Genomic DNA, 16,698 nt, shown 5'->3' on the forward strand with positions numbered 1-16,698 from the left:
GGAGTTCGCTCCAGAGAATTTTTTCGCAATCGCCGGAATTCCCGAAACCGAGAGCGTCAGCCGTACGTGTCGCGGGGGCCCCTTCCTCGGACGTGCCGTTCCCCTTTTCGCCAGCTCGGCGCTTTCGGCCCGGTGATCTTCAAAGAGAAGACCACGCCTTTCCCCACTTCACCGGCAATCTTCTCCAGGATCTGCTTTTGCATCAACCGTAGTTGCGTCGCCCACGCGGTGGATTCCGTCTGCACATGCAACACCCCGTCCACTAACTGCTGCGGGGTGGATTTCGCGGCGTTCTGCTCCCCCATGATCGATCCCCATTCGGAGAAAATCTTGCCTTCGGCGAGCTTCTGGGACCAGGTGTCTTTCTTCCGCAGCTGCTCGAAAACCTCGGAAAACGTCTTCGGGTCGCGCGCGTCCGGACCCGGACCGCTCCACCGGGTGCGTTCGGGCCGTTGGTCTGGCTTCGGCGCGCGGGGCGCGCGCGTCCCGAACTCGCCGATGAGCCTGCGCGCGAGATCTTCCGCAGGGCTCCTTGTCTCATCCTCGCCCGCCACCGTCCACCTCCTCCGTCTGTGTCGCCTCCTGTGTCGCCTCGTCGGCGACGATGCGGGAGGACTTCATCCCCTGCGCCTCGCCGAGCCGGACCGGCACCACTCGCGCGACGAGCCCTTCCGGCACGGTGGCCGGATCCGCGGCGGTGATGAGCGTCTGCTCGGCTTGGCGCGCCAACCCCGCCACCACTTCCCGTCTCGGCCCGTCCAGCTCCGCGAACACGTCGTCAAGGACGAGCACGGGGTCATGCCCCTCGCCGCGCAGCAACTCGAAAGCGGCGACCCGCAGCGCGAGCGCGTACGACCACGCCTCGCCATGGCTCACGAAAGCTCTCGCCAGCCCTCCCGCGATGCGCAGCTCCAGATCGTCGCGGTGCGGCCCGGCCAAGCACTGCCCTCGTCGCAGCTCCTCTTCCCTGATCTCCGCGAGCTTCGCGGTGATCGAGTCCGCCACGTGCCGCTCAGAGATCTCGGCTGAGGGAAAGTCCTCCGCAGCGGCTGTCGCTTCGTCGTCCTCTCCTGCCGTCCGATACCGCAGCTCCGCGTCGTCCACGCTCGGGTCGATAGCGGCGTAACAACGTTTGACGATCGGACTGAGCGCGCGCACGAGGGAAATCCTCGCCACCGTCAGCGCGGCGGCTTTGCTCGCGAACTGCTCGTCCCATGCCTCCAACGTCGCTCGGGCTTCCTCGCTGCGAGCAGCGCCGGGACGTCCGCCGCCCAGGGATTTGAGCAGCGTCGCGCGCTGGCGCAGCACCCTTTCGAAATCCGCTTTCACCCCGGCCATCCTTGGCTGGCGGACCACGAGCGTCTCGTCGAGGAACCGCCGGCGCTCCCCCGGCTCGCCGCGCACGAGCGCCAGATCCTCCGGAGAGAAAAAGACCGTCCGCAGCACGCCCGCGACTTCCCTCGTCGGCCGGTTCACCCCGTTGATCTGAGCTTTCGTCGCCTTGCCTGGGGCGAGCCGCAAGCCGACCGTGAGTTTGCGGCCCTCGTTGAGCACGTCGGCAGCGATCAGTGCCTCAGCCGCGCCGCGCCGCACCATCGCCGCAGTCTGCGCGCCCCGGTGGCTGGAAAGGCTGGAGAGCACGCCGAGCGCTTCGACCAAATTGGTTTTGCCGTAACCGTTGCGGCCGAGGAACAACGTGCTGCCCTCGCCGAGCCGCAGGCTCGCATGTTCCCAGGAGCGGAAGTCTCGGATCTCGAAAGAGGAGACGCGCACGGCTTCAGCCCTGCAACCGCACCGGCATCAGCACGTAGACCTGGTCCGAAGAGCCCGCGGTGTAGCCTTCCGCTATCGCCTCTGGCTCGGCTCCGTCTCCCGACACCAACGCCACCGCGCGATTCTGGCCGGTGAAGCCGAACTGCGCTTGCTCCGCCCGGAACGTCGAAAGGCCGTCCAGCAGATATCCGGGGTTGAACACCACGGAGATCGACTCGCCCCAGTGGCGCACCGGCAGCTCCTCCTCCGCGAAGCCGGCTTCCTCCCCTCCCGCGGACAATCGCAGCACGCTGTCCTCTCCGGAGCTTTCGAAGTCGAGCCTGATCTGCGAACGCCTCGCGGAGACCAACGAGACCCGTCGCACCGCTTCGACGAGCGGGGCGAGGTCGACCCTCGCCACCGCGGTGTAGCGCTTGGGGATGAGCTGCGAGACGTCGGGCAGCTGCGCGTCGAGCAGCCTGGTGGTGATCCGGAAAGGGCCGGCTTGCACGCCGAGCAGGCTCGGCGAGCCCGAACCGAGGTCCAACGCGAACTCGACCGGGGTGTCGTCCGACGGCAGCGGCGTGCGGGCGAACTCGCTGAGCACCGCGGCAGGGACGAGCGCAGTGACCGGCTCGTCCGCGAAGTCTTTGCCCTCCCACGCGAGTTTGCGGACGCTGAGCCGGAACCGGTCGGTCGCGGCGAGTTCGAGTTCTTGCCCCGTGAAGACGAGGCGCAGCCCGGTCAGCGCGGGCAGCGTGTCGTCCCGGCTCGCGGCCACGCCGACCTGGCTGATCGCGGCGAAAAGCTCCTTGGCCGCCGCGACTCCGATCGGGGCAGGATGCTCGGCGAGGCTCGGGAACTCGTCAACCGGCATCGTCGGAAGGGTGAATTTGGCAGAGCCGCTGCGCACATGGACCTTCGAGCCTTCGGCGACGATTTTGACCGAGGGCGAGGGCAGCGCTTTGGCGATGTCGGCGAGCAGCCTGCCCGAGACGAGCACTCGGCCCGGCCCGCTGACTTGGGCGGAGAGGTGCGCCTGCGCGGTGAGGTCGTAATCCGTCCCGCCGAGAGAGAGTTCCCCTGTCTCGTCCGCGGACAGCAAAAGACCTGCGAGCAGGGGCATGGCAGGCCTTGCTGGGAGGCGCCGGGTGACCCAGGAGACGGAGTCGGCGAAGAGATCTCTGGGCACTTCAAAAGTGAAATCTTCGTCAGACACTCTGCCGTCCTTCAGTCGTGGTGGTGGAAGTCAGCGAGGATCGCGGCCAGCACAGGGCGCTTCGATCCTCAGTGATTGCAGCCTACGACGCCAGTCAAGCGGCGATGGAGCTGCGGTGGCCGGAGCCGTGCCGCCCAAGCCTAGTGCTGTGAGTTCTTTTTCTTGAAATTTTTAGTAGCAGTAATAGGTCTTGTGGAAACTGTGGATAAACCGTGCGCCTGCTGTTCAGCTTGTGTTCGGGATTGGGGACAAGGGTGGGCGTCGGTCACGGTCCTGTCACGGCTTTGTGGATCGGGGCGAAGTCTGTGGATGGTTGTTCCAACGTTGTCCACAGTCGGGAGCCGTTATACACAGGGTAATCCACAGATGTGGAAGACGCCGACAACTGATCATTCATGATGCGCATGTGGCTTTTGTGATTACAGGGGTCGATTTCCGCGCGCAAAAATGTCCGTTCCTGTGATAAGAATCACTGATCTGTGCGGCTCGGGCGAGGGCTCGAGCGAGGCGGGGAGGAACTGTTCTCAGTTGGTTTTGGCCCGTTGGCGGACCCGCGCGGTGAGTTCGTGCACTTGGTCGTACACCTGCCTGCGCTCGGCGAGCTCTTTGCGCACCTTCTTCTCCGCGTACATCACCGTGGTGTGGTCCCGTCCGAATGCCTGGCCGATTTTCGGGAGCGAGAGGTCCGTGAGCTCCCGGCACAGATACATGGCGATCTGCCGGGCTTGGGCGAGCGGTCGGGTCTTCGCGGGCCCGCAGAGTTCCTCGATCGTGGTGCTGAAGTACTCTGCGGTCGCGCCGAGGATCACCGAGACGCTGATTTCTAAGGTGGGGCTGTCGGGCACCAAGTCCCGCAGGACCATTTCGGCCAGGGCGGCCGTGAGCTTCTGGTGGTTGAGCGAGGCGAAGGCGGTCACCCGGATGAGGGCTCCTTCGAGCTCTCGGATGTTGCGCTCTATGCGCGAGGCGATGAGCTCGGCGACGTCGTCGGGGACGTCGAGGCCGTCGATGTTGGCCTTCTTGCGCAGGATGGCGATCCGCGTTTCGAGCTCGGGCGGCTGCACGTCGGTGATCAGGCCCCATTCGAAGCGGGTGCGCAGCCGGTCCTCGAGGGCGGCGAGCTTCTTCGGCGGCCGGTCCGAGGTGATGACGATCTGCTTGTTCGAGTTGTGCAGCGTGTTGAAGGTGTGGAAGAACTCTTCCTGGATGCCTTCTTTTCCCGCGATGAACTGGATGTCGTCCACTAGGAGCAGGTCCACGTCGCGGTAGCGCTGTTTGAAGGCGACTCTGCGGTCGTCGCGGAGGCTGTTGATGAAGTCGTTGGTGAACTCTTCCGTGGAGACGTACTTCACCCGGAAACCGGAGAAGAGCCGTTGGGTGTAGTGCCCTGCCGCGTGGAGCAGGTGCGTTTTCCCGAGTCCGGAGTCGCCCCAGATGAACAAGGGGTTGTAGGCGCGGGCGGGGGCTTCCGACACGGCGAACGTCGCGGCGTGGGCGAACCGGTTCGAGGCCCCGATGACAAAGGTGTCGAAGGTGTAGCGGGCGTTCAGGCTCGTCGTGGTGTCGGTGGCGGGCGCGACGACGGACAGCTGCGGCGGCGCCTGCTCTTCGGCGGCGGCGCCGTCCGTTTCGACGACGACCGGGGCGGGCTCGTTGGGGAGGGCGCTCTCCTGGCTCTGGCTCGCGATGCGCAGGTTCAGTTCGATCTCTTTGCCGAGGATGTGCCGCAGCGCGGCGGCGATCGGCGCGCGCAGCCCCCGGTCGAACGCGTCGGCGGCGAAGCTGGAGGGTACCGAGATCAGGGCGAAGCCTTCGCCGAGGCTGACGGGTTTGGCGAGCGGGAGCCAGGCGCGCTGTTGTTTGGTGAGAGGGGGGTGTCCGAAGGCCTCAGCGGCGGTCTCGTCGGAGAGCTGGGCGAGCACTTCTTCCCAGATCGCGTCGAAAGGAGACGTTTCTGTGGACAACTGGATCCTCTTAAGCTTCGGCTCGTGCTCGGTGTCGCGTGGAACGTGGCTGGTCAGAAGCACGTCCCACCCTTTTGATGCTGTTCACAGCGCAGTTACGCACAGACTTATCCCCAGCTGTGAACACAGCAATATAGCGGTCTGCGCTCGGGGTGGCAAATCTGTGCCGTCTTTCCCGCGTCATCGGCGGCCGATGTGATGTTGGCCCGCTATGGCCCTTCTCTATGTCGTGAGTCACTTTACAATAAAGGCTTTCGATGGGGGAACGGCATGGCGTCCGAGGCTCGAAAAAGGCTTTCGGGCACAGTAGCAAGCAATCTGACTCGGCGCTACCCTTTGCGAGAAGAACGAGTTCGCGACTATTTTTCCGATGATTCGAACTCTCGGCGGACTCCGGGCGGGAGGACTGCGGCCAAGAAGATTTCCCATCCTGCGCCCGAGCGGGTATCGTTGTCTCGATGTTCATCGAGGGCTCGTCGAAACCGGTCTGACCACGTGTCGCGGCTTCGGCCGGTTCTTCGTGACGCTAGCCCTCGGTCGACGACCTAGCGCTGTCTTGACGGCCCAGCCGGAGAGCACGGCGCAGTCCCGCCGATGGCGCCGATGACTTGCGACAGCGATGACTTAACAACAGGCGCGGCGCAGCCGAGCCCGAAGGGAATGCGAGGAAAGAGATGGCGAAAGGGAAAAGGACCTTCCAGCCGAACAACCGCCGCCGTGCGAAGGTGAGCGGCTTCCGGGTGCGGATGCGCACCCGCGCCGGCCGCGCCGTGCTGGCCGCGCGCCGTTTGAAGGGCCGGGAGCGCCTCTCCGCCTAATCGGCTGACATCTCCAAGCAGTCCCGCCAAGACACGCGATGTTGCCGCCTCAAAACCGTATGCGCAGCCGTCTCGATTTTTCCGAGACGGTGCGTTGTGGTCGGCGCACGGGCCGTCGCGACATGGTGGTGCATTTGCTCACCCGTGATTTCGGCGACGCGCAGGGCCGCGTGGTCGCAGCGCCGTGCGCGTCGAAGGCCGGTTTGATCGTCGGCAAACAAGTCGGCGGCTCGGTGACACGGAAAAAGGTGAGCAGGAAGCTCCGCTCGGCGCTCCGATCGGTTTTGCCCGAGCTGCCGCCGAGCAGTTTGCTCGTCGTGCGCGCGCTGCCGGGTTCGGCTCAGACGCAAGTGGCGGAGTTCGAGGGGCAGTTGCGGTCCGCGCTGCGCAAGCTCGCACCGACAGCCGTCGTTGTCGGGGGTTCGTCAGAGCAGGCGGACACGTCGGGAAAGGAAGGGCCACGGTGACCACAGCTTCGGGCCGCACCGCCGCCGCTTTGCGAGGCGCGCTGCGGGGCTCTTTGATCAGGGCGATCAGCTGGTATCGCATGTACATCTCCCCCGCACGACCCCCTGCTTGCAGGTTCACCCCGAGCTGTAGCGAATACGCGATCGACGCGTTGACGAGCCGGGGTGTTCTTATGGGACTTTGGCTCACGACGTGGCGGCTGCTGCGCTGTGGTCCGTGGAGCGCGGGCGGTTGGGATCCTGTCCCAGCCCATCCGGCCCATCCGTCACACCTCTATGAAGGAGCGCCTCGCTAATGCTGGACTTCGTCTACTACCCCGTCTCCGGAGTGCTTTGGCTGTGGCACTGGGTCTTCAGCCAAATCTTGGGCCCCGAGTCGGGGTTCGGCTGGGCCCTTTCCGTGGTCGCCCTCGTCTGCACGCTGCGCGCGCTGCTGTACGCGCCGGCGATCCGGCAGATCCGGTTCATGCGCAAGATGCAAGAGATCCAGCCGCAGATGAAAGCCATCCAGACCAAGTACGCGAAAGACCGCCAGCGCCAGGCGTTGGAGATGCAAAAGCTGCAGAAGGAGCACGGCTTCAACCCGCTCCTCGGCTGTTTGCCGATGCTGCTGCAGATCCCGGTCTTCATCGGGCTCTACCACGTGTTGTCCAGCTTCAACCGAACGGCGGGCGCGTTCTTCTCCGGCGGCGGCAGCATGACCCCCGAGCAGAACCGCAACACCAAGAACTACGTCTTCTCCCCACACGACGTGCAGAGCTTCCTCGAGTCGCGTTTCTTCGGGGTTCCGCTGTCGAGCTACATCACCGAACCGGCCGCGAGCTTCAACGCGTTCATCAAAGCGGGCTCGGCGGTGGACTTCCAGCGTTGGCAGATCGCCGCTGTGGCGATCCCCTTGATGCTGATCGCGTCCGTGGCCACGCATATGAACTCGCGCGCCTCGCTCTCCAGGCAGCCCGCGGACGTCTCGGAGCAGCCTCAGGCGGCGATGATGCGGGTCATGTCTCTCTGGGTGTTCCCGCTCGGCGTGCTGATCTTCGGGTGGGCGAGCCCGATCGCCCTGCTCCTATACTGGGTGAGCAACAACGCATGGACGTACGGGCAGCAGCACCTCGTCTTCCGGAAGATCGACCGCGAGGACGAGGAGAAAAAGCGCCAGGCGGTCGAACGCCGTGCGGCGAACGCGCCGAAACCAGGCGCGAAGCCGGTGCGGAAAAAGGCCGAGAATCCAGCCGCGCACGACTCCCAGAGCGAGTGACCGCGACCTAGCGCGCTCGGCGCGCGAATGAAGACGCTTCGAGAAAGGTGGAATGAACATATGACCGAGACCGAGCTTGAGGCTCCCGAAAACCAGCCAGAAGCTTCCGCCGAGGAGCCGGACGCCGAGAACCTCCTCGTGGAGGAAGGCGAGATCGCCGGAGACTATCTCGAACAACTGCTCGATTTGCTCGACTACGACGGCGACCTCGACCTCGACGTGGTCGGCAGCCGCGCGGTGGTGAGCCTTGAAGGCGGGAAAGATTTGCAGAAGCTCGTCGGCAAGCAGGGGGAAGTGCTCGACGCGCTGCAAACGTTGACCCGCCTGGCCGTGCAGCAGCAGACCGGCCAGCGCAGCTGGCTCATGCTGGACGTGGCGAAATGGCGGGCGCAGCGTCGGGACGATCTGCACCAGGTCGGACTGAAGGCCGCGGCGGACGTGGTGGGCAACGGGCAGCGGATGGCGCTGACCCCGATGTCCCCGTTCGAGCGCAAGATCGTGCACGACGCGGTCGCCTCCGTCCCCGGAGCCCGCAGCGAGAGCGAAGGCGAGGAGCCGAACCGATACGTCGTGGTCATACCGGATCCCGCCCCCGCGACGAACTAATCTAGAGGCTCACGTGGTGTCTTGCTGCGTCGTCCCCTGTGACTGGAGGAGCTGTCTATGACCGATCTCCCTTCCCAGGAGATGTTGGAGGCCCTCTTCGGGGATCGTGCCCATCTCGCGATCGCGTACGCGGAATGGCTTGCCGATGTCGGTGTCGCGGCGGGGCTGATCGGGCCTCGCGAGGCCGAACGGCTTTGGGAGCGGCATATCTTGAACTCGGCTGCCGTCGTCGAGCTGATCCCGGAAGGTGCGCAAGCGGCGGACCTCGGGAGCGGGGCGGGCCTTCCGGGCATCCCGATCGCGATTGCCCGGCCGGACGTGCGCATGACGTTGGTCGAGCCGTTGGCGCGGCGGGTGGACCCGGTGCAGAAGTTCCTCGAAGACGTCGGCCTCGACGTCGGGGTGCTGCGCGCCAGGGCCGAGAGCTCGGAGGCCCGCGAGCTCTTAGCCCCGGTCCCGGTGGTGGTCTCGCGCGCTGTGGCCGCGTTGGATACACTCGCACGGTGGTCGAATCCACTGCTTCCGGTCGGCGGTCTCCTCTTAGCGGTGAAAGGAAAAACCGCGCAAGACGAGCTGTCTCGGACGTCCCGCTCCCTGCGGGACGAAGGTTTCGACGAAGGGGAGATCAAGACGTGTGGCAAAGACGGCGCGGACGAAGGCCCGAAGACAGAGGCGACCGTCGTGGTTTTGCGCAAGGTCGCCAGCCCGAGCGGACGGAGGCGGACGCGTGACTGATCCGGCCGTTTCTCCCCCGCCGGCCGTTTCACGTGAAACATCGACGGCGGAAAGCTCCCCGAGGGAGGCTTCCCAGTTCGAGGATTGGGACGACACTCCGCTTGCCACCGCGTCCCGACAGGCGGCGGCATTGCGCCACGCGTCTGCTCCCCCGCTGCCCCGGCCCTCGGGGGGATGCCGGGTCTTCGCGATAGCGAACCAGAAGGGCGGGGTCGGCAAGACGACGACGACGGTGAACATCGCCGCTGCGCTCGCGCTGCAGGGCTTGTCCGTCTTGGTCGTCGACCTCGACCCGCAGGGGAACGCCAGCACCGCGCTCGGCGTGGAACATCCCGCAGGAACGGCTTCGAGCTATCAGTTGCTGCTCGGCGAGCTGGACCTGGCGGAGGTCACCGTGCAGAGCAAGCACCATTCTCGGCTGTCCGTCGTGCCTGCGACAATCGATCTCGCCGGGGCCGAGATCGAACTCGTGCCGCTGGCTTCTCGCGAGCACCGGCTCGCCAACGCGATTCGAAGCAGGCTCGACCAGTACGATTACGTGTTCTTGGACTGCCCTCCTTCGTTGGGGCTGCTCACGGTCAACGCGCTCGTGGCAGCGCGCGAGGTGCTCATTCCGATTCAATGCGAGTACTACGCGCTCGAAGGCCTGGCCCAACTGCTCGGCAACATCGAGCTCATTCGCTCGGGGCTCAACCCCGAGCTTCTGGTGAGCACAGTTTTGCTCACGATGTACGACAAGCGCACCAGGCTGGCGGACGACGTTTCGGCCGAAGTGCGCGCGCATTTCGGCGGCTCCGTGCTCGAAACCGTGATCCCGAGGAACGTCAAAGTGGCAGAAGCCCCCGGCTACGGGCAGTCTGTGCTCGACTACGATCCAGGCTCGCAGGGAGCCCAATGCTATTTCGAAGCGGCGAAAGAGATCGCGCATCGAGGGAACAGCGGAGAGAGGTGAGATGGCGAACCAGCGTAAAGGCGGTTTAGGCCGAGGATTGGCCGCGCTCATTCCGGCCGGGCCAGGTTCGGGACCGAGATTGGGCGATTCCGCCGCCGACGTTTTGATCCCGCCGAACAGCGGTTCCGCCATGGAAGAGGGACAACTGGCCTCCTATCAGGAGATCGACGTCGAACTCATCGAGCCGAACCCGCAGCAGCCGAGGCATGTCTTCGACGAAGAAGCGCTTGCGGAGCTGACCCACTCCATTCGAGAGTTCGGATTGCTCCAACCGGTGGTGGTCCGCCCGGTCCCCGGCGGATACCAGCTGGTGGTCGGCGAACGTCGCCTTCGGGCGACGAAAGCAGCGGGCCTGACGAGCATCCCGGCGATCGTCAAGCACACCGCCGACGACATCCTCTTGCGCGACGCGCTGATCGAGAACATCCATCGCGCCCAGCTCAACCCGTTGGAAGAAGCTGCTGCTTACCAGCAATTATTGGAAGATTTCGGCGCGACGCACGAACAGCTGGCGGAGCGGCTGGGTCGTTCGCGGTCGCTGGTCTCCAACACCTTGCGGCTTTTGCGCCTGCCGGTCGGCGTGCAACGGAAAGTCGCCGCCGGCGTCCTTTCGGCGGGACATGCGAGAGCTTTGCTCGGGCTGGACGGCAACCTCGAGGCGCAGGAGGATCTCGCGTCCCGGATCGTCGCAGAAGGCATGTCGGTGCGGGCAGCGGAAGAGGCGGTCACCCTGTCCAGCCATAAAAGCAAGGCGAAGCCGAAAGGCAGGGGCAAGCCCGCGCCTCCCGCAGAGCTTGAGGAGGTCGCGGACCGGCTCGCGCTGGCTTTGGACACGACCGTCCATGTGGGCTTGACTTCGAAGAAAGGCCGTATTGTCATCGAGTTCGGCTCGGTTCCCGACCTGGAGCGGATCGCGGACCTCATCGCTCCCCGGCCGGGAGAGGACCGTTCGCGCGGGAGAGACGAATGAGCTCAGAGCCCTATGAGCAGCAGATCCGAGTTGTGCCTTTGACCTTGGAGCGCTCTGCTCTATTGCCGAAGCACGCGAGACAATGCCTGTTCTGGGAATTCGACTCGAAGACTGGGAAGCAGATCGAGGGTTTCGACGCGGGTTTCGAGAAAGAGGCCTGGCTTTCTTCCGTCCTCCTGCAATGGGGGACGTGCGGTCAGCTCGCCGTGGTCGGTGAGGACGAGGAAGAGCGGGGCGTCGGGCAGATTTGCTACGCCCCGCCGAGCATGGTCTCTCGGGCGGCGGAATTCCCGACCGCCCCGGTCAGCCACGACGCCGTGCTCGTCACGTACGCGGGTGTCGACGAGGGCCACGATTTCGCCGCGATCGGCCAACGGCTTCTTCTGGCGAGCATCGCCGACCTGGCCCGAAGGGGCGTGCGGGCCATCGAGGCGTTCGGCAGGGAGGAAGCCGCAGAAGCGGACGAGAGAACGATGCGGTGTGTGAACCCGACGGACTTCTTCCTCGGCGGCGGCTTCACCGTCGCTGCGGCGCATAAGCATTACCCCAGGCTCCGCCTCGAAATCGGCGGCTCAGGCCTGTTATGGCGGGCGAGCGTCGAGGCGGCGTTGGCCGAGCTTGTGGAGGAGGCGAGGGTCCGGCCGGTGTTGGTCGGAGCTACGAGCTGACCCAGCGCCCGGTTGTGTCCCCGCCTGGAGTTCGGCCATTCGCAGAACTCGTGGAAGGTTCTCCCCCGCCGGAGGTTTCACGTGAAACATCATCGACGGGGCGACCGTTACTCTTGACAACAGGTTCGTGAAGCGGAGGAAAAAGTATGACGTACCCGCCTTCTCCATATGGGGGACGCCCTGGCCTGGGCCAGCAGCAGCCGCACTACGCGCAGCCGCAGGGGCACGGCGTGCCGGAGCAGCACTACTACGCGCCGCAAGGCCCAGCGCCTTGGCGGCCTGACCCGAATCAGGGCAGGAAGAAGTCGAACGCGCCGTCCATCATCCTGGCGGTGGTCCTTGTCGTGCTCGTCGGCGGCGGGTTGTCCGCGTGGTTGTTCTGGCCGAAGGAAAGAGCGCCGCAACAAATCGTCGTTGGAGGAACGCAAGGGAGGCCTGGAGCGGACAGGACGACGGGCGCGAGCGGGCGAACGCCGCAAGCGGAGGCGAAGCCGAGCCTGCGCGGGCGGAGCAAAGAAGATCTTTTAAAGGCGTTGCCCACGCTGCAAGACATGCCGACCGGCTGGAAAGAGCTGACCCAGGGCAGCGTGTCATCGGGAGTCGTCGACCCGGAGGGGTGCGCGCACGTTCTGCCGAAAGGACAGCTGACCCCGGTCATCAACAGATACTTCGGCGACCCCGGCGACCAATTCAAATCCAGCATCGAGGTCTATCTCTTCGAGTGGAACGCGGAGCCTCAGCTCGACAAGGTGAGAGATTACATCGGACGATGCGCCACCTATAGGAAGACGACGAGCGGCACGGACGGGAATCCGGGGACCGTGCTCACCATCAACGTCAAAGAGGTTGGTTTGCCGAAAACGGCAGCCGACTCCTCAATCGCGTACGAGGAGACCGGGACGATCAGTCCGGCGCCGGAAGGGGGGAACCGGAGCTCACGCCGGAGCGGTATATGCTCGGCAGCATACGAGGCCTGAACTTGATCGTGTTTTGCCGCAACAGCATCGTGCTGGAGGACAAGTGCGACGACGTCTTCTCTCGGACGATAGGTCAATTCGCCAATATCGACTGATATCGGCGGACGGGGAAGGTCTCCCGGTGCCACCGAGGCCGGAAAAGTGGCTCTACGGCGATCCTAGAGCGTTTTGCCTGGTCAAAAGGGTAAGGAGTTCGCGAGAAAAGAGCCCCGGTCTCAAGCGAGGAGATCAGCTTCCTCGGTATGTGCTATAGCCGTACGCGGACAGCAAGAGCGGGACGTGGTAGTGCCGGTCCTCGGCGACGAGGAACTCCACAGACACCTTCGGATAAAAGCCGACCTGGCCACGTGATTGGAAATAATCGCCCGTCCGAAACACGGCGGTGTAAACCCCGGCTTCGAGGTCGGCCCCGAGCGCTCGGACCCGACCGTCCTCATCGGTCAAGTCCGAGCAGACCAGGGCACCACGCGCGTCGTGGAGTTCGACCGTCAGCCCGCTGGCGGGCTCCCCGATCGAAGTGTCCAAGACATGCGTGGACAGGGAGGCCATGGGCTCAGACGCTCAGCGGGGCGAAGGTGGTGTCGAGGATTTCCTCGGTGACGAGCTTCTGCAAACGCAGACGGTTGATCTTCGCGAGTTCCCCATGCATGACTTTGCGTTCGACCTCGGGCTCGTTCTTGAGCCGTTCTTGGAGCGCGTCGAGCAGTTCGTCCGCCGTCCGCCCCTCCGCAGCGACAAGGAAGAGGTAGCCGAACTTGTCCTCGTACCGCTGATTGAGCGTGGCGAACTCCTCAAAGGTGGACTCGTCGATGGTGTCGGCGAACCGAGATTGCTCCAGGGTGGAGCGCGGCCCCGCGTTCTTCGAGCCGATCCGAGGATGGTTGATCACCGACTCCACGATTTCGATGTCGGTGACCCCTTTGAGAAAGGCGTCAGAGGAAGCCAGCAGCGCCCGCATGTCCGCGTAAGGGCGATGGTCGGCGATGTCGTTCCGCCACGTCGGAGACTGGCAAACTTCCATCAAGATTCGAAGCAGCGCGGGCTTGTTCAGTTCGTTGAATCGGGTAAGACCCGCCGCTTCGGTCATCGGATGCTCCTTCGTGCTTCAGTTGGCTTCACGCCGCTCTCTATCTTTCTCCCCGATAGTTTCTCATCCCCGCCTTGGAAAGTTGCTATCGAGTTGCTCGAGTATAGAAGTTGGATTGGTACTGTGACCTCTTGCTTTACAAACACGAGGTCGTTGTACAGCAAGCTGAATCTTGCGTGGGAACTCGCCTTGGCTTCAGGCAGAGCGGGCGCTACGCCACGTCTGTTTTGGTTTGGGGGGTTGGTTGTTGTCGGGGGATGGTTATGGTGAGGCGGGCGCCGTTTTGGGGGCTGGTGGTGAGTTGGGCGGTGCCGTGGTGGATGGCGGCTTGTTGGGCGATGAGGGCCATGCCGAGTCCGGAGCCTGGTCCTTTGGCGGTGGTGCCTCGGACGAAGCGGCGGAAGATGATTTCGCGTTGTTTTTCGGGGACGCCGCAGCCGTTGTCGTCGATGGTGATGGCGATGGTGGGGGGTTGGTTGAGGTGGTCGGTCGCGGTGAGGGTGACTTGGACGAGGGTGGCGTGGCCGTGGCGGATGGCGTTGGTGATGGCGTTGTCGACGGCGAGGCGCAGGCCTGCGCGGACGGCGCGTGCGGTGAGGGGTTCGCTGGCGGTGAGGCGGACGGTGACGTCGGGGTTGGCTCGGGCGGCGTCGACGACGGCTTGGTCGAGGAGGTCGTTGAGGTTGACGTCGGCGTAGTCGTCGTCGGTGTTGAGTTCGTGGGCGGCGAGGTGTTCGAGGGCGGTGAGGGTTTCTTCGACGCGGCGTTGGGTTCTGAGGACGTCGCCGACGATTTCTTGGCGGTCGTTTTGGGGGAGTTCGTGGGCGGTGAGGATTTCGAGGTTGGTGCGCATGGCGGTCAGGGGGGTGCGCAGTTCGTGGGCGGAGAGGAGGGCGAAGTCTCGGGCGGTGGCGAGAGCGGCGTCGCTGGTGGCGCGTTCTTCGCCGATGCGGTCGAGCATGGCGCGCATGGCTTCGGCGATGGCCTCCACCTCACGAGCCCCCGTCACATGGAGGTACTGCCGCCATTTTTCGGGTTGCGACGGATCGCCCGGCGTGCCGCCCTCGCCTCGGCCAGAGGAGGCGATCTGCCGGGTCGCGGAGGCGAGTTCGCGCAGCGGTCGGACCGCGAACCCGCCGAGCAGCCAGCCCAGCACGCCGCCCGCCACCACTGCGGCGAAACCGACCACCACGATCAGCTTGTACTCGTCCTCGGTGTGCTTTTGTGTCGTGTCCAATGGGGTGGCGACGGCCAGCTTCTGGTCGGGAGTCCCCCAGCTCTGGGTCGCGAATTGGACGGTGTACATCAAGAACTGGTGCCCGGCGATGCTCAGCGTCGTGTAGTCGCCCTCTTTGGAATCGGGCAGGGTGATGTCGTTGCTCGACGCGGCGGGGTAGTTCACTTTGCGGTAGGTGTAGAGGTAGTTGGGGTTGCTATCCGGGAACCCGCCCCGTTTGATCGTGTCCGCGCCGATGGAGGCCGTCTTCGCAAGCTCCTGGTTGAGCTGCTCCTGGTTGAACCGCTCCAGAGGCTCCCAGAGGGAGGTGGCGATGGCCGTTGCGATGAGCGCGACGCCGACCGCCGCGGAGCCCGCCACGCGGCCTCGCAGCGACGGGGTGCGCGGCCTGCGCGGTCTGAGGTGTTTCGCCGAAGCGCGCAGCCGTTCGCGCACGGGGACACGCGCCTGCGTTTTGGTTTGGGGGTTGGTTGTTGTCGGGGGATGGTGATGGTGAGGCGGGCGCCGTTTTGGGGGCTGGTGGTGAGTTGGGCGGTGCCGTGGTGGATGGCGGCTTGTTGGGCGATGAGGGCCATGCCGAGTCCGGAGCCTGGTCCTTTGGCGGTGGTGCCTCGGACGAAGCGGCGGAAGATGATTTCGCGTTGTTTTTCGGGGACGCCGCAGCCGTTGTCGTCGATGGTGATGGCGATGGTGGGGGGTTGGTTGAGGTGGTCGGTCGCGGTGAGGGTGACTTGGACGAGGGTGGCGTGGCCGTGGCGGATGGCGTTGGTGATGGCGTTGTCGACGGCGAGGCGCAGGCCTGCGCGGACGGCGCGTGCGGTGAGGGGTTCGCTGGCGGTGAGGCGGACGGTGACGTCGGGGTTGGCTCGGGCGGCGTCGACGACGGCTTGGTCGAGGAGGTCGTTGAGGTTGACGTCGGCGTAGTCGTCGTCGGTGTTGAGTTCGTGGGCGGCGAGGTGTTCGAGGGCGGTGAGGGTTTCTTCGACGCGGCGTTGGGTTCTGAGGACGTCGCCGACGATTTCTTGGCGGTCGTTTTGGGGGAGTTCGTGGGCGGTGAGGATTTCGAGGTTGGTGCGCATGGCGGTCAGGGGGGTGCGCAGTTCGTGGGCGGAGAGGAGGGCGAAGTCTCGGGCGGTGGCGAGAGCGGCGTCGCTGGTGGCGCGTTCTTCGCCGATGCGGTCGAGCATGGCGCGCATGGCTTCGGCGATGGCCTCCACCTCACGAGCCCCCGTCACATGGGGCGGCTCGCCGACGCCCCCGGAGGAGGCGATCTGCCGGGTGGTGTCGTCGAGTTCGCGCAGCGGTCGGACCGCGAACCCGCCGAGCAGCCAGCCCAGCACGCCGCCCGCCACCACCGAGGCGAAACCGACCACCACGATCACCCGGTGCTGGTCGTCGATGTGCTTGAGCGTCGAGTCGAGCGGTTCGGCCACCGAAAGCCGGACTTGGTCGGTCGAGCCGATGTAGACCGTGTAGACGCGGTAGAGCCGACCGTCGATCTCAGCGGTGACGGGGGTTTTCTTCGCGGGCAGCTCGGGGAGCGAGACGCCTCGGACGAGGTTGAGGCCAGGGGTGCGCACGGTGAAATCGAGGTTGGCGTCGGGGTATTCGCGGCGCAGCGCGGGGCCCTGCACGACGGTGGTCAGCCGTTGCAGCCGGGCGTCCACCAAGTTGAAGTTGACCTCTTCGAGGAAGGTCCACAGCGGGATGCCGATGGCCGTCACGAGGATGAGGATGCCGACCGCTGCGGACAGCGCCACCTGTGCGCGCAACGAGCGTGAGCCGTGGCGGGCGAAGAGCCTGGCGAACGCCCGTCTCACGCCTGTCAGCAGCCGACGCGACCAGCGCGGCCGACGATGGGCCGGCGGCCGGTGGTGCTGCGCGTGCTCGAGCGTGATCGTCTGGGGCCGCGAACCGTCCGAGGCGTGACGAGCGTGCTTGTCGACGGGCGGGGCTTCGTTATTGTCCGATCCGGTCATCGGGTGCGG

18 protein-coding genes are annotated in these 16,698 nt (G+C 65.2%); 10 read left to right on the forward strand and 8 right to left on the reverse strand.

The window, feature by feature from the left end:
- Positions 1-56: 56 nt before the first annotated feature.
- The 4 genes from HMPREF9336_RS00385 to dnaA all read right to left on the reverse strand — a co-directional run bounded on the left by HMPREF9336_RS00385 (position 57) and on the right by dnaA (position 4,941).
- Positions 57-554 carry a DciA family protein gene (locus HMPREF9336_RS00385; RefSeq protein WP_007472413.1) on the reverse strand — a complete coding sequence of 166 codons (498 nt, stop codon included), beginning with the start codon at positions 552-554 and terminating at the stop codon, positions 57-59.
- A complete protein-coding gene (gene recF / locus HMPREF9336_RS00390) occupies positions 538-1,773 on the reverse strand; it encodes a DNA replication/repair protein RecF (RefSeq protein WP_007472412.1) in 1,236 nt (411 codons plus the stop codon). Before recF ends, HMPREF9336_RS00385 begins: the two co-directional genes overlap by 17 nt.
- Positions 1,774-1,777: 4 nt before the next feature.
- Positions 1,778-2,971, reverse strand: a complete 1,194-nt coding sequence (gene dnaN / locus HMPREF9336_RS00395; protein WP_007472409.1) for a DNA polymerase III subunit beta — start codon at positions 2,969-2,971, stop codon at positions 1,778-1,780.
- A gap of 524 nt (positions 2,972-3,495) precedes the next feature.
- On the reverse strand, positions 3,496-4,941 hold the full coding sequence (dnaA, locus tag HMPREF9336_RS00400) for a chromosomal replication initiator protein DnaA (RefSeq protein ID WP_425277257.1): 1,446 nt from the start codon (positions 4,939-4,941) through the stop codon (positions 3,496-3,498).
- Positions 4,942-5,609: 668 nt separating this feature from the next.
- Here dnaA and rpmH point away from each other — a divergent pair.
- The 10 genes from rpmH to HMPREF9336_RS00445 all read left to right on the forward strand — a co-directional run bounded on the left by rpmH (position 5,610) and on the right by HMPREF9336_RS00445 (position 12,386).
- Positions 5,610-5,753 carry a 50S ribosomal protein L34 gene (gene rpmH / locus HMPREF9336_RS00405; protein ID WP_007472406.1) on the forward strand — a complete coding sequence of 48 codons (144 nt, stop codon included), beginning with the start codon at positions 5,610-5,612 and terminating at the stop codon, positions 5,751-5,753.
- A 38-nt stretch (positions 5,754-5,791) separates the two neighbouring features.
- On the forward strand, positions 5,792-6,220 hold the full coding sequence (gene rnpA, locus HMPREF9336_RS00410; RefSeq protein WP_007472404.1) for a ribonuclease P protein component: 429 nt from the start codon (positions 5,792-5,794) through the stop codon (positions 6,218-6,220).
- Positions 6,217-6,516: a membrane protein insertion efficiency factor YidD gene (yidD, locus tag HMPREF9336_RS17730; RefSeq protein WP_280110245.1), complete on the forward strand. Its 300-nt coding sequence runs from the start codon at positions 6,217-6,219 to the stop codon at positions 6,514-6,516. Before rnpA ends, yidD begins: the two co-directional genes overlap by 4 nt.
- Entirely contained in the window at positions 6,516-7,478 is a 963-nt protein-coding gene (yidC, locus tag HMPREF9336_RS00415) for a membrane protein insertase YidC (RefSeq protein WP_007472403.1), read from the forward strand. The genes yidD and yidC overlap by 1 nt, the downstream gene beginning before the upstream one ends.
- Positions 7,479-7,538: 60 nt before the next feature.
- Complete coding sequence (locus HMPREF9336_RS00420; protein WP_007472400.1) at positions 7,539-8,084, forward strand: Jag family protein; 546 nt, start codon at positions 7,539-7,541, stop codon at positions 8,082-8,084.
- Positions 8,085-8,141: 57 nt separating this feature from the next.
- Positions 8,142-8,819, forward strand: a complete 678-nt coding sequence (gene rsmG / locus HMPREF9336_RS00425) for a 16S rRNA (guanine(527)-N(7))-methyltransferase RsmG (protein ID WP_007472398.1) — start codon at positions 8,142-8,144, stop codon at positions 8,817-8,819.
- Positions 8,812-9,771, forward strand: coding sequence for a ParA family protein (locus tag HMPREF9336_RS00430; protein WP_007472397.1), 960 nt, complete (start codon positions 8,812-8,814; stop codon positions 9,769-9,771). The genes rsmG and HMPREF9336_RS00430 overlap by 8 nt, the downstream gene beginning before the upstream one ends.
- A 1-nt stretch (position 9,772) precedes the next feature.
- Complete coding sequence (locus HMPREF9336_RS00435) at positions 9,773-10,741, forward strand: ParB/RepB/Spo0J family partition protein (RefSeq protein ID WP_007472395.1); 969 nt, start codon at positions 9,773-9,775, stop codon at positions 10,739-10,741.
- Positions 10,738-11,409 (forward strand): hypothetical protein, encoded by a 672-nt coding sequence (locus HMPREF9336_RS00440; protein WP_007472393.1) that lies wholly within the window; start codon positions 10,738-10,740, stop codon positions 11,407-11,409. Before HMPREF9336_RS00435 ends, HMPREF9336_RS00440 begins: the two co-directional genes overlap by 4 nt.
- 146 nt (positions 11,410-11,555) lie before the next feature.
- Positions 11,556-12,386, forward strand: coding sequence for a hypothetical protein (locus HMPREF9336_RS00445; RefSeq protein ID WP_021029848.1), 831 nt, complete (start codon positions 11,556-11,558; stop codon positions 12,384-12,386).
- A gap of 228 nt (positions 12,387-12,614) precedes the next feature.
- Here HMPREF9336_RS00445 and uraH read toward each other — a convergent pair whose 3' ends face one another.
- The 4 genes from uraH to HMPREF9336_RS00465 form a co-directional block, all read right to left on the reverse strand.
- On the reverse strand, positions 12,615-12,935 hold the full coding sequence (gene uraH / locus HMPREF9336_RS00450) for a hydroxyisourate hydrolase (protein WP_007472390.1): 321 nt from the start codon (positions 12,933-12,935) through the stop codon (positions 12,615-12,617).
- 4 nt (positions 12,936-12,939) lie between these two features.
- Positions 12,940-13,473, reverse strand: a complete 534-nt coding sequence (uraD, locus tag HMPREF9336_RS00455; protein WP_007472388.1) for a 2-oxo-4-hydroxy-4-carboxy-5-ureidoimidazoline decarboxylase — start codon at positions 13,471-13,473, stop codon at positions 12,940-12,942.
- A 211-nt stretch (positions 13,474-13,684) separates the two neighbouring features.
- The gene (locus tag HMPREF9336_RS18610) at positions 13,685-14,779 is read right to left on the reverse strand and encodes a HAMP domain-containing sensor histidine kinase (RefSeq protein ID WP_244431625.1); all 1,095 of its coding nucleotides are present in this window, start codon (positions 14,777-14,779) and stop codon (positions 13,685-13,687) included.
- 92 nt (positions 14,780-14,871) lie between these two features.
- Positions 14,872-16,689 (reverse strand): sensor histidine kinase, encoded by a 1,818-nt coding sequence (locus tag HMPREF9336_RS00465; protein WP_021029851.1) that lies wholly within the window; start codon positions 16,687-16,689, stop codon positions 14,872-14,874.
- Positions 16,690-16,698 lie beyond the last annotated feature (9 nt).

This window comes from Segniliparus rugosus ATCC BAA-974, from assembly GCF_000185725.2.
Taxonomy (GTDB): domain Bacteria; phylum Actinomycetota; class Actinomycetes; order Mycobacteriales; family Mycobacteriaceae; genus Segniliparus; species Segniliparus rugosus.

Excerpts from the sequence above, each read along its gene's own strand:
- rpmH (WP_007472406.1), top strand. The coding sequence starts at position 5,610 with ATGGCGAAAGGGAAAAGGACCTTCCAGCCGAACAACCGCCGCCGTGCG.
- rnpA (WP_007472404.1), top strand. The coding sequence starts at position 5,792 with ATGTTGCCGCCTCAAAACCGTATGCGCAGCCGTCTCGATTTTTCCGAG.
- uraH (WP_007472390.1), bottom strand. The coding sequence starts at position 12,935 with ATGGCCTCCCTGTCCACGCATGTCTTGGACACTTCGATCGGGGAGCCC.
- HMPREF9336_RS00435 (WP_007472395.1), top strand. The coding sequence starts at position 9,773 with ATGGCGAACCAGCGTAAAGGCGGTTTAGGCCGAGGATTGGCCGCGCTC.
- HMPREF9336_RS00465 (WP_021029851.1), bottom strand. The coding sequence starts at position 16,689 with ATGACCGGATCGGACAATAACGAAGCCCCGCCCGTCGACAAGCACGCT.
- yidC (WP_007472403.1), top strand. The coding sequence starts at position 6,516 with ATGCTGGACTTCGTCTACTACCCCGTCTCCGGAGTGCTTTGGCTGTGG.
- HMPREF9336_RS00420 (WP_007472400.1), top strand. The coding sequence starts at position 7,539 with ATGACCGAGACCGAGCTTGAGGCTCCCGAAAACCAGCCAGAAGCTTCC.
- HMPREF9336_RS18610 (WP_244431625.1), bottom strand. The coding sequence starts at position 14,779 with ATGTACACCGTCCAATTCGCGACCCAGAGCTGGGGGACTCCCGACCAG.
- uraD (WP_007472388.1), bottom strand. The coding sequence starts at position 13,473 with ATGACCGAAGCGGCGGGTCTTACCCGATTCAACGAACTGAACAAGCCC.
- HMPREF9336_RS00445 (WP_021029848.1), top strand. The coding sequence starts at position 11,556 with ATGACGTACCCGCCTTCTCCATATGGGGGACGCCCTGGCCTGGGCCAG.
- rsmG (WP_007472398.1), top strand. The coding sequence starts at position 8,142 with ATGACCGATCTCCCTTCCCAGGAGATGTTGGAGGCCCTCTTCGGGGAT.
- HMPREF9336_RS00440 (WP_007472393.1), top strand. The coding sequence starts at position 10,738 with ATGAGCTCAGAGCCCTATGAGCAGCAGATCCGAGTTGTGCCTTTGACC.